Source organism: Croceicoccus bisphenolivorans, from assembly GCF_001634625.1.
GTDB classification, from domain to species: domain Bacteria; phylum Pseudomonadota; class Alphaproteobacteria; order Sphingomonadales; family Sphingomonadaceae; genus Croceicoccus; species Croceicoccus bisphenolivorans.
Genome location: NZ_LRSE01000027.1, coordinates 1 through 15,188, shown reverse-complemented (window position 1 = coordinate 15,188; position 15,188 = coordinate 1). Strand labels below are relative to the sequence as shown.

At 61.1% G+C, this 15,188-nt stretch carries 7 protein-coding genes; 2 read left to right on the top strand and 5 right to left on the bottom strand.

The window, feature by feature from the left end; all coding sequences use genetic code 11:
* From A7A77_RS16615 to A7A77_RS16600, 4 genes are all read right to left on the bottom strand, one after another.
* Positions 1-4,792: autotransporter outer membrane beta-barrel domain-containing protein (locus A7A77_RS16615; RefSeq protein WP_156500649.1), on the bottom strand; the 4,792-nt coding region annotated here is incomplete at its 3' end.
* 240 nt (positions 4,793-5,032) lie between these two features.
* The gene (locus tag A7A77_RS16610; RefSeq protein WP_082836215.1) at positions 5,033-6,463 is read right to left on the bottom strand and encodes an efflux transporter outer membrane subunit; all 1,431 of its coding nucleotides are present in this window, start codon (positions 6,461-6,463) and stop codon (positions 5,033-5,035) included.
* Positions 6,460-9,657 carry an efflux RND transporter permease subunit gene (locus A7A77_RS16605; RefSeq protein ID WP_066560960.1) on the bottom strand — a complete coding sequence of 1,066 codons (3,198 nt, stop codon included), beginning with the start codon at positions 9,655-9,657 and terminating at the stop codon, positions 6,460-6,462. Before A7A77_RS16605 ends, A7A77_RS16610 begins: the two co-directional genes overlap by 4 nt.
* A gap of 3 nt (positions 9,658-9,660) precedes the next feature.
* Entirely contained in the window at positions 9,661-10,851 is a 1,191-nt protein-coding gene (locus A7A77_RS16600) for an efflux RND transporter periplasmic adaptor subunit (RefSeq protein ID WP_066560970.1), read from the bottom strand.
* A gap of 97 nt (positions 10,852-10,948) precedes the next feature.
* Between A7A77_RS16600 and A7A77_RS16595 the strand changes: the two genes are divergently transcribed.
* Positions 10,949-11,614 (top strand): TetR/AcrR family transcriptional regulator, encoded by a 666-nt coding sequence (locus tag A7A77_RS16595; RefSeq protein ID WP_066560957.1) that lies wholly within the window; start codon positions 10,949-10,951, stop codon positions 11,612-11,614.
* 31 nt (positions 11,615-11,645) lie between these two features.
* Here A7A77_RS16595 and A7A77_RS16590 read toward each other — a convergent pair whose 3' ends face one another.
* Positions 11,646-13,088 carry a hypothetical protein gene (locus A7A77_RS16590; protein WP_216635609.1) on the bottom strand — a complete coding sequence of 481 codons (1,443 nt, stop codon included), beginning with the start codon at positions 13,086-13,088 and terminating at the stop codon, positions 11,646-11,648.
* Between the two features lie 872 nt (positions 13,089-13,960).
* Between A7A77_RS16590 and A7A77_RS16585 the strand changes: the two genes are divergently transcribed.
* A partial coding sequence (locus A7A77_RS16585; RefSeq protein ID WP_216635608.1) for a hypothetical protein occupies positions 13,961-15,188 on the top strand: 1,228 nt, incomplete at its 3' end.

Genomic DNA, 15,188 nt, shown 5'->3' with positions numbered 1-15,188 from the left:
GCGGCGGGGGCGGAGCGGAAGCACCGAACTTGTAGGTCAGGCTTCCGTAGATCGCGTGATCGTCCGTCTCTCCGTTGAACCGGCCCTGGTAACCGACGCGTCCGGTGAAGTTATCACCGAGCAGAGCCGCAAGGCTGAGCCCGCCGACCACCGAGCTACGACCGATTTCCGGTGCGAAGGCGGTGAATTCCGAACCGCTGTCCGCTGCGAATGCCGCAGTGTACTCGAACGGATCGTCGTTCAGGTCGTAACGGTAGGCAATCTTCGCCTCCGGCACGATGCCACCCAGATTGCCGGCCCACTTCAGACCCGCGAGGAGCGAGGTCTGCGATTCGGACTGGCTATCCACTGCAAGCGCTGCTGCACCGCCGGTTTCTTCGAAGCCGGAGTACTTGACGCGGGTGTAGTCGACCGCCGCGAAGGGCGTCAGCCACGAACCGCCGAGGTCGAAGCGCAGGCCACCTTCGCCGTAGAGCGAGAGGACCTTGGCATCCGGGCTACCGCTGAGCGTGTCAGCGATGGTGCCGAATGCGACATTGCGCGTCGATTCACCGTTCAGGTCGCTGTAGCTGCCGATACCGCGCAGATAGAAGCTGCCGATGTCGTAAGCTGCCAGCAGGCCTGCCTGCCAACCGTCGGATTCGATCCGGCCGTTGTAGCGATCGTAGGTCTGGTCGCTTTCACGATAGCCGCCGAAGGCACCGATCGTGAAGTTGCCGAAGGTGTGGTCGATACCCAGCAGGGCGGACCAATGCTCACCGTCGTACCCGGCAGCGATACCGTCACCGTCAACCGACACGTCGTTGTAGCCGACGAGCGCCCAAAGGCGGGTTTCGCCATCGCGATCCTGGCACTTCTGCGGGCCATCGATGCTGATTGCACAGTCGATCTGGTCGGAGATAATGCCGTTCATCTGCATCGAGTTGTTACGCAGGCCCTGCAGATAGCTGGCGTACATGTCGCCAGAAAGCTGGTCGAGCGCATCTGCGTATGCAGCACTGTCAAGCGTGAACAACTGGCCGACGAGGTTGCCGAGGCCGTTGGTCGCAACGTTCGGATAGACCGCTTCGATACCACCACCCACGGCGGACTGGTTGACCGTAAGGCCATCCACTTCGTCGAAGGCAACGCGGCCGAACAGCAGGTCGACGTTTGCGGCATCGTCATAGACTGCCTCAACCGTCAGCAGCGGCGTGCCGTTGGTCATCACAACCGATCCAAACTCGCCGTTCAGCGTGTTGGCATCGATCACGTCTTCGAACGTGTAGCTGTCCGCATAAACGCCATCCGGAGCCGAAGGACGAACCTCGAGAGTGGCATCCGTGATGGTGGCCGTGTCGGCAACCACGAACGGATAGTCACCTTCCATGTCCGAGTAGCTCGGCAGCTGGAGAGCAAGTGTCGAGTCCGGCGCAACCGTGAAGTCGGCCACGTAGACTGCCGCCGGACCGTCGTAGGACGGGTTATCCGTCGGCTGGTTGACGAGGTACAGCGTACCGCCATCCGTCACCGCGAGCGAACCTTCCAGTTCCATGCCCGGATTGATCACACCGTCGAGCATGGTTTCCCCTGCCGATACGCTGATCATGTCACCGGCAGAGATGTCGATGTCACCATAGACGCTGCTGTCGCCAGTGAAGTTCAGGGCTGTCGGCGTCGTCATGGTCGACACGTCGATCGCCGTGCCGCGCTGCCACGTTGCGCCGCCATCATGGCTGACTTCGGCGACGATCGAACCGCCGTCGTTGTTCAGCGTGAAGACATCGCCTTCACTCGGGGTGCCCAGGCTGTAGCTGGTCGCCAGGATGCCCGTTGCCGAAGCAATATCGGCTTCGCTGTCGACCTGTGCACGAACCTCGATGGAACCGGTGTTGTCGATCGTCAGGTTGTTGACCGGTGCAACCGCCACGATGCCGACTGCTTCGGCTTCGTTGGAACCGGCGCCCGATGCAGCGGCCATCACATTGAGGCTGCCTTCGTTCACGACAGAACCGCTGATCGCCGTCGTCAGGGCACCCGAAGTGGAGCCGTAGTCGAAGAGACCCATGCCGATCGCGTTGGCATAACCGTTGCCGGTTACGAGAGCGGAGACGTCGATCGTACCGTCGTTGGTGACATCGAAGCTGCTGTCAGTGCCGTCCGTGAACGCGCCATAGCCGCCTGCGAAAGCGTACGCGTTGCCGGTTGCCGAAGTGCCGGTCGCAGATGCCATGGCCTCTGCATTGACGCTGAAGGTGCCGGAGTTGTCGAAGCCCAGCATGGCATCGCCGTACGCTTCCTGCGTTACGCCGACTGCGGAAGCGGAGGCATCGGCACTCTCGCCGCCCATGGCGCTCGCAATCGCATCAACGGTGAAGCTGTCGCCATTCGAGAACGATGCCATGCTTACGGCATCGACGCCGGTTGCAGACACTTCCTGGCTGACGCCCTGAACTTCAGCGTCTGCTTCGGCGTTCAGGCCGGTTGCATTTGCGGTAGCCGAGGCATCGAAAGAACCGGTATTGGCCAGCTCGACCGTAGCGGTCTCGCCGTTGGCCGACTGGAACACCGCCGCGTCGATCGTTGCCGAAGCGTCGGCATAGACACTCGTCCCGCCGGTGGCCGAGCCGGTTGCCGTCGCATCAACCATGAACGACATGGAGCCGCCGTTCGCAAGGCTGGCAACCGCGTTGCCATTGTCGGCATATGCCGACTGTTCGATGCCATCCAGTTCGGCATCGGCTTCGACCTGTTCGTTGCCGTTTGCCGTGGCGGAAGCTGCAACATCGAAGCTGCCGTCGTTGACTACATCGACCGATGCATCACCGTTCGCCGAGTATGCGTACTGGTCGAGACCGGTGTAAATCGAAGCGTAGGCATCGGCATCACCTTCCGCCGAGGCGAAAGCGGTGTTCGAAATGTCGACTGTACCGGTCGAAGTGTTCACAAACGATACGTCAGCCAGGCCACCGGCACCCGACGCCGTTGAACCGTTTGCGTTGGCGTGCTGATGGATCTGGCTATCATCGGCGGACGCTTCAGCATTGGCATCGCCGCCACTGATTGCCGAAACGTCGCCGGTGACCGAAATCGAGCCGCTGTTTTCGACAGTGGCCGAAGCCAGTGCGCCATTATTCGAATATGCGTGCTGCGAAATGATATCGTAGAACGAGTTCGATGCATTCGCGCTTGTATCGCCCGTGGCGACCGCCGTCACATCGACGGACAGCGTACCGGTGTTGGCGAATGCAACCGATGCAGCACCGGCCTCGGAATTCGCCGTCTGGTCGATCACGTAGAACGCCGAAGCATCAGCCTCTGCCTCACCAGCCGTAGCGGACGTGTTCTGCGACACGGCGAGGGCGCTGACGTTCACATCGATCATACCGTCGTTGGTCATCATCACATCGACGTCGCCATCGGCGGAATAGCCGTCCTGATCGATGATGCTTTCTGCCGAGGCATAAGCATCCGCCAGACCCAGCGTAGCGTTCGCAGTAGCGTTCGCATCGACGGTCAGAACACCGGTCGAACTGTTGGTCGCAGTGATCGTAACGCCACCGGAATCAGCCGAGGTGGAAGCATAGGCATTGCCATCCTGCTCGATCACGGTTTGCGCCGTCGCCGAAGCGCTGGCGCTTGCACCGTTCGCCAGCGCGTTTGCGCTGAAGTTGATCGTGCCTTCGTTCGTCACGTCGAGCGAAACGTCGCCGCCGTAGTAGGCATCACCCTCCTGGTCGATCAGGTCGCTGACTTCAGCGTCGGCCTCTGCATATGCATCTGCGGTCGCGGTTGCGATTGCCGCGATATCGAGCATGCCCGTGTTGCTGGCAGTAATGTCGACATTATTGCCCTCATAAGCGTCGCCATTCTGGAAAACGACGCCGTCGACGGATGCATCGGCATAGGCGCTGCCAGCCGTTGCGGACGCGTTGGTTGCAAGGGCCGCAGCATCGGCCGTGACGACGAGGTCACCCGAATTGGCAAGAACGACCGAGGCATCGCCGAAATCGGCCGATGCATTCTGGGAGACGGCATTGGAAACCGAGGCATCGGCCAGTGCATCACCGCTGGAAGCAGCTGCATCGGCAAGCGCCGAGACTTCAATCGAACCGTCGTTGGTCAGTTCGGCAGATGCCATTTCAAGGCCATCTGCATTCTGCTGAATGGCCGAAGACACATAGGCGTAAGCACCGCCCGAGGTTCCGGCAACCGTTGCGCCGGATGCGTCCGCGATCGCGGAGATCGTCAGGCTGGCGTCGGTGGCGTTGGTGATCGTGGCAATCGCGGTGTCAGCCGATACCGACTGGTCGATACCGGGTTCGACACCGGCAGATGCGTTGGCGAGTGTGTCGGCACTGGCCGAGGCATCCGCGATGATCGAGAGATCACCGTTGTTGGTGATGGTGGCCGCGCCAGTCAGGACAGAGTTGGCCGCCTGGTTCACGCCGGCACCGACGAAAGCATTGGCGTCTGCCGAGCCCGCGGCATTGTCTGCCACGGCGATCGCGGTGATGGTGTACGAACCGTCGTTGGTGATGTCGATTGCGGCGTCCGACAAGGTCGCCGTACCGGTCTGCGAAATCGCGCCTTCTGCAGAGGTGGTGACGTTGGCATCGACGGTCAGTACGCCGATATCGGTCTCACCCGACGTGATGTCATCGCCGATGTCGCTGATGGTTAGCAGCGATTCTACAGCCGCTGCATTGTTGGGATCGCTCAGCCCCGGAACGACCTGTGTATAGGCCGGAACCGCGACTGAAATGGCGATCGTTGATGCCCCCAGCACCAACACCCGCTTCGACATTATCATGTAGGTTTTCCCCAGTCTCGTGTTGTGACTTGGCCTTGGGGTACGTTCCCCAAATCCCAAGTCAATCAGATAGGTAAAACCAACAGGGAATTTTAAGTTCCCGTTATTATTTGACTTTTTCGTAACAAGATCGTCACAATCCCGCTAAGCCGCAGAAACGCGTGGGTCGAAAAAATGAGCCGTGGCATAATCGGGATGAACCGAGTTTGACGTGACGAACGGTTGCCGAAAGGCAGTTTGTCAGTTCGTTCCGGCCCCGTGCGCCGGCCCGCCCAACCCGCCGCCAAGTGCCACGAACAGGTTGGCCCGATTCTGCAATTCGGCCCGCCGCGTGGCGATCAGGGTCTGCTCCGCCTCGAACAGGTTGCGTTCGGCATCGAGCACCTCGAGGTAGTCCGCCACACCTTCGCGGTAGCGCAATCGGGCGATGCGGGCGATGGCCTGCTGCGCCGCCTGCGCACGTTCCAGCGTGGCGACCTGATCGGCAAGGAAGCGTCTGCCCGCCAGCGCGTCGGCGACTTCGCGGAACGCGTTCTGGACGATCAGATCGTAGTTTGCGACCTGCTCCACTTCGCGCGCCCTGGCGAGATCGAGATTGGCCTCGCGCGCGCCGAAATCGAAGATCGGCAGGTTGATGCTCGGCCCGAAACTCCAGCCCAGTCCGTCTGTCGAGAACAGCCCGTCAAGTTGGCCGGACGAGAAGCCCGCGTTGCCGGTAAGCGAGATCGACGGGAAGAAGGCCGCACGGGCCGCGCCGATGTTCGCGCGCGCGGCGCGAAGCTGCTCTTCCGCCGCGATGATGTCAGGCCGCGCCAGCAACAGGTCCGACGGCAATCCGGCATCGAGCCGGCGGCCATCGTTTTGCCGCGTCAGCGGCAACCCTTCTGGAAGATCGACAGGGATCGTGCCTCCAACCAGAACGGCCAGCTGGTTGCGCAGCCGCGCGGCGGAGAGCCGCTCTGCCGCAAGCTGCTGCTCGGCCTGGGTCAGTAGCGTTTCCGCCTGCCGGAACGGCAGTGCAGAGGTGACGCCCGCATCCATCCGCAGGCGCGCGATGCGCACCCCTTCGCGGCGGCTGTCGGCGGTCGCTTCGGCGAGCGCGATCTGCTCCTGTGTTTCGAGCAGTTCGAAGTAGGTGTTCGCGGTCGATGCCACGAGCGAGAGGTAGAATGCCCGCTGTGCCTCGACGGTTGCGAGGTATTGCGCCCTTGCCGCTTCGCTCAGGTTGGCGACACGGCCCCAGAAATCCAGTTCGAACCCGGATACGCCAACGCCGATCTCGTAACGGTTGTACGTGATGGATTCGCCGTCCGCTCCCACAATCGCGGTCGCCGGCTGCCGCGTGCGCGTGGCCGAGCCGCTGGCACCCACGGTGGGCAAGCGGTCACTGCGCTGGATACGGTATTGCGCTCGCGCCTGCTCGATCCGGGCGGTCGCGGCAACAAGGTCGCGGTTTTCATCGATGGCTGTCGAAATCAGGGCAACCAGCCGCGGATCGACGAACCATTCGCGATAGGACAACTGCGATGCCGTGACCGTGCCTTCGGGCGCATTCTGCGGATCGTAGACGGGCGCGCTCGACAGTTCGGGTCGCGCATGTTCGGGCGCAAGGTTTGCGCAGCCCGACAGGGCAAGCGCGGTTGCGACAAGCAGGACAGTGCGTTTCGTCATGCCTGCTCTCCATCCGGTGTGGTCGAAGTGGGCAGTACCGGGTCTTTGCCGAACTTGCGGCGCACGATCAGGTAGAGGACCGGGATCATGAAGATGCCGATCACCGTTGCCGCGATCATGCCGCCCATCACGCCGGTGCCGACCGCGATGCGGCTGGCCGCGCCGGCGCCGCTGGCCATCACCAACGGGATCATGCCCATCGTGAAGGCAAGCGAGGTCATGATGATCGGGCGCAGACGCAGGCGCGCTGCCGATTTCACCGCATCGATCCGCCGTTTGCCCGCAGCCTCCTCCTCGATCGCGAATTCGACGATGAGGATCGCGTTCTTTGCGGCAAGACCGATGATCGTGATCAGGCCCACGTTGAAATAGACGTCTGCCGACAACCCGCGCAGGATCGAGAAAACCACCGCGCCCAGAACGCCAACCGGAATGATCAGCATCACGGCCAGCGGAACCGACCAGCTTTCGTAGAGTGCGGCCAGCAGCAGGAAGATGACGACAACCGACAGTCCGAACAACATGCCGATCTGGCCGCCGGCCTGCTTCTCCTCATAGGAAACACCGGTCCATTCAAAACCGATCCCGTCAGGCAATTGCGATGCGAGCCGTTCCATTTCGTCAAGCGCCGCGCCCGACGACTGGCCGGGTGCCGCCATGCCCGAAAGCGTCATGGCCGGATAGCCGTTGTAGCGCGCAAGGTTCACCGGTGCCGCGGACCATTCTGCCGTGGCGAATGCGCCGAACGGCACGAGTTCGCCCGCAGTGTTCGGAATGCGCAGCGCCAGCACGTTTTCCGGCGTCATGCGGAACGGTGCATCGGCTTCCACCAGCACCCGCAGGACGCGACCGTTATAGTTGAAATCGTTCGCATAAGCCGAGCCGAAGTTGATCGACAGGGCATTGTTCACGTCCGTCATCGACAGACCGAGAGCGCGCACCTGAAGACGGTCGATGTCGATGTCGAGCGTTGGGTTATCGCCCTGTTCCTCCGGGCGGATATTGGCGATGACCGGGCTCTGCATCGCCATGCCCATGAGCTGGTTGCGCGCATCGACCAGCGCCTCGCGACCGAGGCCGGCGCGATCTTCCAGTTTCATGGTGAAACCACTCGCCTGACCCAGCGACTGGATCGGCGGCGGCTGGATGACGAAAGCGACCGCGCTGTCGATCTTTGCGAATTCTGCCGTCGCCCGTTCCAGCAGGGCGCTTGCGGAATTCTCGCTCGACGAGCGTTCGCTCCAATCCTTGAACGTCGTAAACATCATCGCGTTGTTCTGACCCTGCCCGAAGAAGCTGCGGCCGCGGACGACCACGACGTTTTTGACTTCCTCTTGCGCTGACCAGAACTGCGCGATCGGCGCGATGGCGGATTCCATCCGCTCGGTCGTTGCACCCGCCGGCCCCTGCACCACCGTGATCAGGTAACCCTGATCCTCGTCGGGAAGGAATGCGGTGGGCAGGCGAAAGAAGAGCAGCAGCGTCACAGCGGCCAGTGCGATGAAAACGGCCAGCCCCCGCATCGGTGCGGCGAGAATGCGATCGTTGGCGCGCCCGTACTTGCCGGTCATCGTTTCGAACCAGTCATTGAAACGGGACATCGCACGCGCCGCATGCCAGCGCACAAGCGCCAGTCGCACGCGCCAACCCTCCCCTTCCGGCTTCGGCTCAGCGGCTGCCGAACCGCCATGTTCGTCCGGTTTCAGGAACGTGGCACATAGCGCCGGGGTAAGCGACAGGGCGAGTGCGGCTGAAAAGAAGATCGAAACCGCAAGCGTGACGGAAAACTGGCGATAGATTCCGCCCGTAGACCCCGGGAAGAATGCCATCGGCAGGAACACCGCGACAAGCACAAGGGTAATGCCGATGATCGCGCTGGTGATCTGGTCCATCGCCTTGCGCGTCGCCTCCAGCGGGCCAAGACCCTCTTCGCGCATGATCCGTTCGACATTCTCGATCACGACGATCGCATCGTCGACAAGGATGCCGATGGCCAGAACCATGCCGAACAGCGACAGGACGTTGATCGAGAAGCCGAAGGCATAAAGCCCGATGCAGGCCCCCGCGAGCGCAATGGGAACGACCAGCGCCGGTATCAGGGTCGCTCGCCAGCTTTGCAGGAACAGGTACATCACGAGGAAGACCAGCGCCATCGCTTCGATCAGTGTCTTGATCACTTCCTCGATCGATGCCTGCACGAACGGCGTGGTGTCATAGGGGACGGACCATGTCACATCAGGTGGCAGCGTGCTTTCCAGCTCGGCCAGCCGGGCCTTGACCCCGGCCGCAGCGTCCAGCGCATTGGCGCCCGTCGCCAGCTGGATGGCCATGGCACCCATCGGCTTGCCGTTGAATTCGGTCCGCGTATCGTAGCTTTGCGCGCCCAGTTCCACGCGGGCCACGTCGGCAAGTCGCACTGCCGCACCGCCGGTGCTGGCGCGCAGGATGATGTTTTTGAATTCCTCGACTGTGCTGAACCGCCCTTGCGACGAAATCGTCGCGGTTATCTGCTGGCCCTGCACAGTGGGCAGCTGACCGATCGCGCCGCTGGCATTCTGTGCGTTCTGTTCCCTGATCGCTGCAAGGACTTGCGCGGGCGAAAGATCGTACGATGCCAAAGCCTGCGGATCGAGCCAGATGCGCATCGCATATTGCGAACCGAACAACAGCACGTCGCCCACGCCGGGCACGCGGCGCAATTCGTCCACCACCTGCCCCGAAGCGATATTGCCGAGATCGGTCGCAGTCAGCTTGCCGCTTTCGGACGACAGCGCAACGATCATGAGGAAGGCGGAATTGGCCTGGCGGACGCTTATGCCCTGCTGGCGAACGGATTCGGGAAGCCGTGCCTCAACCGTGCTCAGCCGGTTCTGAACTTCCGTCTGCGCGATATCGATGTCCGTGCCCGCTTCGAAAGTCAGGGTGATGCTGACCGTTCCGTTGGAAAGGCTGGACGAGGACATGTAGAGGAAGCCCTCCACCCCGTTCAGTTCCTGTTCGATCACCTGCGTGACATTGCTTTCCAGCGTCTGCGCATCGGCACCGGGATACACGACGCTGATGGTCAGCGACGGCGGAGCGACTTGCGGGTACTGCTCAATCGGCAGGGTGCGCAGAGCCAGTATGCCCGCCAACAGAATGCCGAGCGAAACCACCCATGCGAAGATGGGCCGATCGATGAAAAAACGGGCCATGTCCTACTTTGCCCCGCCCTGTTGAGCCCCGTCCGGCTGCTTGGAACCAGGCTTCGACGTTGCGGCCGGCTTGGCATTGCGGCCGGTCGAGATGTTGGCCGGCTTCACCGGCATTCCGGGGCGCAGCTTCTGAAGATTGCTGACGATCACCTGATCGCCCTCTTTCAATCCGCTGCGGATCACCCACTTGCCCTCGGTCATCACGCCAAGATCCACGGGTCGGATCGCCGCATTGCCGTCGCTATCGACAACAAAGACGGTACCGCCGTTCTGCGCCACGCTTACCGCGCTTTGGGGAACCGCGATGCCTTTCGCAATCTTCCCCGCGTAGATCTTCGCACGCACGAATTCACCGGGCAGCAGGATACCGTTGGGGTTGGGAAACTCGGCGCGCACTTCAACGGTGCCGGTCGCCTCGTCGACGGAATAAGCAAGGAAGTCGATATAGCCGGGCACGGCATAGTCCCGCCCGTCGGCCAGTATCAGCCTGACCGGCACGAGGTCGTTATCGTCAAGCTCGATCTCGCCCTGTCTTGCCCGCTGGAGCAGATCGAGCATTTCGGTGGCCGACTGGTTGAACCGGACATAGACCGACCTGGTCTGCTCGATACGGGTGAGCAGCGTTCCTTCCGCTTGGCTGACAAGCGCACCTTCGGTAACTTGCGCACGGCCGGACCGGCCCGAAATGGGCGCGCGCACCGTGGTATAGCCAAGCTGGAGCGATGCGGCGTCAAGCTGCGCGGAAATTTCCGACACGCTGGCCCGCGCCTGCCGGGCGGCAGCCACGGCGGCATCGTATTCCTGTTTGCTGATGGCGTTTTCCTCGACCAGCGGACGATAACGATCGACCACCGCATCGGCATTCGCGGCCGTCGCCCGCGCGCGGCGCAGACTTGCCTCCGACTGCTCGTAACTTGCCCGCAATTCGCGCGGATCGATGCGGAACAGCGGCTGTCCGGCAGCGACGAACTCACCCTCTGTATAGAGCCGCTGCTGCACGATGCCGGTCACCCGCGCGCGCACTTCGGCCGTGCGGACGGGCTCCACGCGGCCCGGCAGTTCGATAACGTTCTGCAGGTCTTCCGCTTTCACTATAACCGTGTTGACCGAAACGGGCGCAGGGGCAGGGGCATCCCCGCCACCCGAACAGGCGGCAAGGAGGACAGCGAGGCAGACCGCGAGGGAGCCTTTCATCGACAAGGTAACTTTCCACTTCATTGTGCGAGTGCGAAGGTGTAATAGGCATTACACGACATCGCCGCAAGAGCGATTCGATAGAAAAGGAGATGGAATGAACGATAAGATCGAATGTGAGAGGCTGGAGAAGCGACGCGAAGCGATTCTCGAAGCAGCCCGCTCCCTGTTCGTATCGAAAGGTTACGACCAGACGACATTGCAAGACGTGGTCGAACGCGCCGGTGGTTCGCTGGCCACCGTGTACAAGCTGTTCGGGAACAAGGACGGCCTGTTGCATGCGGTCGTCTTCGCGAAAGTCACTTCCGACGAAGATATCATTCGCGAGATTGTGCGATCCAACCCTGATCCGGTCGTCGCTCTGACAAAGATCGCCGCCAGGCTCGAATCGATCTATCTGGATCGCGAAGCAATCAATCTCGTGCGCGTAGTGATCGCCCACAGTATCCGCGATGTGGAGTTCGCCAGAAAGTTCTTTTCCACCACCGGAACATGCACGCGCGCGGCCATAACCGATGCATTTTCGGGTTGGCAGGCCCAAGGCTTCAAACTCGACGGCAGCCCCCGCGCCTTGGGTGACCTGTTCGTCAGCGTGACGATCGGCGACTTGCAGACGCAAGCCATCAGCCACGGCATCGAAGGATTGCCCAGCGAGGAAATACGCCGCTTCCGCCTTCGCTTTTTCCTGAAAGGTTGCGGCCTGATAGACCGCTGCGACGCCGATCGAACAATGACCCCCGGCGACACTGGCGCGATCAATTGAACTGGCGCAGGGGTCGGGCGGCAGCCACCGTTCAGATTGCGGGCCGGTCGGTCAGAGCCCGCATCTCCGGAAGGCAGGCGGGCAAACGATCAGCGAATTCGCGCTCGCCATCACCGATCCTGTAGAGAAAGTAACGCTTGCCATCGTAGCCCGCAGGGACGCGTGCAAGCTCGCGAATAACCGAAGACGGGGGAAGCGCCGAACTACCCAGAAAATAGAAAGTCCCTTGCTTCGCGCTACGCTGGACAAGCCATGCGGACAGTTCGCCGGTATCGTCGAATTCCATTCGCCGGTCCCAGCGAATCACATCCTGCATGCAATCACGCCCGATTTTTTCGAACCTGATGCCGGTCATTGCCGAAATGCCCTGCCCGTGCTGCGCGGGGTAAACGGCCCAGTGGGCTTCGCTCAAGCCCAGCTGACGTATCTTGCGCGCGGCCTGCGGCGCGGTATCGAACGGACGCGACAGGGCTATTCCCGCTGTCACCAGCCCCATCGCAGCAATGATCCACAGCCACGCCCGGAACAAGAGGTGGAGGTCGTGACCCTGCTTCACGGCACGCCATTGCAAGACGATCAGCAAGATCCCGACCAGCATGACATGCCGGTTCATCAAGGCATAAAGCGCGACGAAGAAGACGAGAAGCAGACCGAGAAAGGCGAAAATCGCCACCCTGTCCTCGAACCTGCCGCGAGTCTGCACGAAACAGATGGCAATAAACGGCAACCACAGGATCATGCTGGCTGCCACCGGCAGGGGCATGTCCCACTGCGGCCCGTGATCCCCCACCTGATAGGGCAGCATGACAGCCGATACGCGCGCCATCCAGACGATCAGGCCGGTGATATCGTGGTCGGATGGCCGGTAGACTGGCACCACATCCGGCGCGGGCAGGACTGTCCAGGCGGCAAATACCCCGGCCACGACCCACGCCGCCGCGCCGGGCCACCAGATGTCCCGCTCGCGCCAGCGGAACCACACGATGAAAACGGAAATCACCCCGAAAAGGAAATCGGTAAGCGGCAGGAGGACAATCGCGATCCAGAACAGCCGCCGCCGGTCCCATAAAGCCACGGCGAGGAAGACCAGCATCACGCCCAGCGTATAACTGCGCGACACGGTGTTGAATTCGAACAGCACGAATTCGGACAGCGCTATCAGCAATCGCAAGTGGCGCGGGAAAGGAGATCTGAAAAGAATGAGATATTGGGTCGCGAACCCCAGAACGAGCGCGGCGACAGGCAAGGCGAGGTAAGGCCCCGCCAGAACGGCAATCGCCCGCAGGAACAAGTGCCAGAGCGGCGGATGCCCTTCATAGGTCAGGTTTTCGAGCAGTATCGCCATATCCGGTGACTGGACGGCGATCTGCAGCGCCTGCCACTCGTCCACGAAGGGTTCGTGGCGGAAGACCAGAACTGCCTGAAGCAGGAAAACGAAAGCGCAAATCGCCCACCAGAGCGGACCGGATTCCATACTCGCGGCAAATCCCTCTGCCTTCGAACCGCCACCGGATCCCGGGGAGCGACGCGTGTTGGCCGATACGCATGGCCGGCCCTTCATGTCGTACATCTGGTACTCGCGCTTGGTGGTTCTACGGCAATCGGCTCACGCATAGGGCAAGTCGCCGGACATCGGTAGTCATCACAGAAGTCACAATATGGTCAAACATCAGACGCCGACTCGACTTGCCAAAATGTGTAGTGCCAAAATTGACTGACCATCGCGAACCGTTGCCGCCAAGATAACCGCAAGTTGAGACAGTTTGTCCGTCCATATCCCGTGGCTGGCCATACTGAACCCACAACCATCTGATTGTAGGTCATTATGTGATCGTCTGGTTATCAAAAAGCATATGAAGACCAGTTCGGAACTGCCCATTTAACTTCGAGCTTTGAAGGACTTGGGAATCATGTTAACAACTCGTTAACAAGTATTGTCACGAGTCGCAGGCGAATACCCTCGTCACTCGGCAGGGTTCGTTTGCGTATGAAAGTGTCGAGATCGGGTCGCAGGCAGTCATAGTCCGCAAGCTTTACTGTCACCTGACAGCCCCCTCTCGCGCTTGGTCGGGCGGAAGCCTTTTCCGTCTAAATGACGTGGTGCGCCTATGCACCACGTGGGGTCAGGAGGTGCAGGTGGCAAAGCGGCATGGCATCATGGGCAGGCAATCGTGCCTTCCGAATGCATGGCGTTCTGCTCGTACGGCACCCTGCCTGCCGATACCCGTGAATTCCGTGGCTCGCTCATGCAATTCGGGTGAGCGTGCCATGCAATAGCTCGACAGGCGTCGCGGCAATAGCCGTCGGCGCCTTTTCTTTTGCGCTTGATTATTGGGGAATTGGGCCATGCTTAAGATTTTCGACATCCGCAAGACCGACAATGACGGTAACAGCTTCAACTATACTTCCGGCGATGGCTTCTACGGTCCTGACGTAACGACGCAGACATGGACGAACATCGATCCGCTGCCGTTCTACGTGAAGCACCTGAACTTTAAGGAATCGCAGGATTACGGCGCTACCGGCACAGGCCTTTTCGCGCCGTTCCTGAACATCAATGGCGGCTCGACCATCCTGGGATTCAACACGGACCAGGATGTTCCGGGCAGCGACAAGTCCACGGACATCTCAAACCCTAATACCAACGCCCTGCAGTTCTATGAAATCCCGATCGTCTATCTCGATCTGGACGGCAATGGGACACCGGAGGCATATTACCAGATCAACCTCGACATCAACGAGAACAACAACATCGACGTTTCGCTGGAAGCTCTCCAGCTCTACGTGTCCGAGGCTGGCGATGGTGTGAACGGCACCGGTTACGCAACGCTGGACGACTTCATCGTCGGTGGAACCCGTGCGTTCGCCGGCGATTTCCAGATCGTCTTCGACCTCGATGACCTCGACCTCGACGGCGCGGTCGACAATGGCGGCGATGGGGCGCGGATGCTCCTTAGCGATCTTGGCGCCGGCCAGGGCAAGCAGGACTACATCTTCTATTTCCCTGTCGAGATGTTCGGCGACGTCGATCCGGAAGATTTCCTCACGCTTTACTCGCAGTTCGGCCCCGATCCGGCGGACGACGCGGGCTTTGCCGAATGGAATACGCTTAAGTCCACGCAGATCCACGGCATCAAGTTCAACGACGTGAACGGCGACGGCGTCTATCAGTCGGCTACGGAGACCCTGCTGAACGGTTTCACGGTCTATATCGACATCAACGGCAACAACCAGCTCGACGTGTTCGAACAGTGGGCCGTTTCCGGTGAGGCCGGCTCAACCGGTGCATTCACCTTCTTCAGCCTGCTGCCAAACTCGAACTATGTCATCCGCGAGGTGCTGAGCGAATCGGACATGACGGCCGATTTCATCGCTGCCAACGGTGGTGATGCAAGCGCCTTCCTGCCGACCGGCATTTGGGACCAGACCACGGGCAACTCGGACGGCGACCACATCGTCGTCGTAGGCAGCCCCGGCAATTACACGGTACAGGTCGGCAACCACGAACTGACGCCCGATTTCACGGCGGTAAAGACTATCGTCTCGATCAACGACGGCCCCGATGCCGGCGGCG

Bases quoted from the DNA above. Each gene is read 5' to 3' on its own strand.
- A7A77_RS16610 (WP_082836215.1), bottom strand. From the start codon at position 6,463: ATGACGAAACGCACTGTCCTGCTTGTCGCAACCGCGCTTGCCCTGTCG.
- A7A77_RS16605 (WP_066560960.1), bottom strand. From the start codon at position 9,657: ATGGCCCGTTTTTTCATCGATCGGCCCATCTTCGCATGGGTGGTTTCG.
- A7A77_RS16600 (WP_066560970.1), bottom strand. From the start codon at position 10,851: ATGAAAGGCTCCCTCGCGGTCTGCCTCGCTGTCCTCCTTGCCGCCTGT.
- A7A77_RS16595 (WP_066560957.1), top strand. From the start codon at position 10,949: ATGAACGATAAGATCGAATGTGAGAGGCTGGAGAAGCGACGCGAAGCG.
- A7A77_RS16590 (WP_216635609.1), bottom strand. From the start codon at position 13,088: ATGGAATCCGGTCCGCTCTGGTGGGCGATTTGCGCTTTCGTTTTCCTG.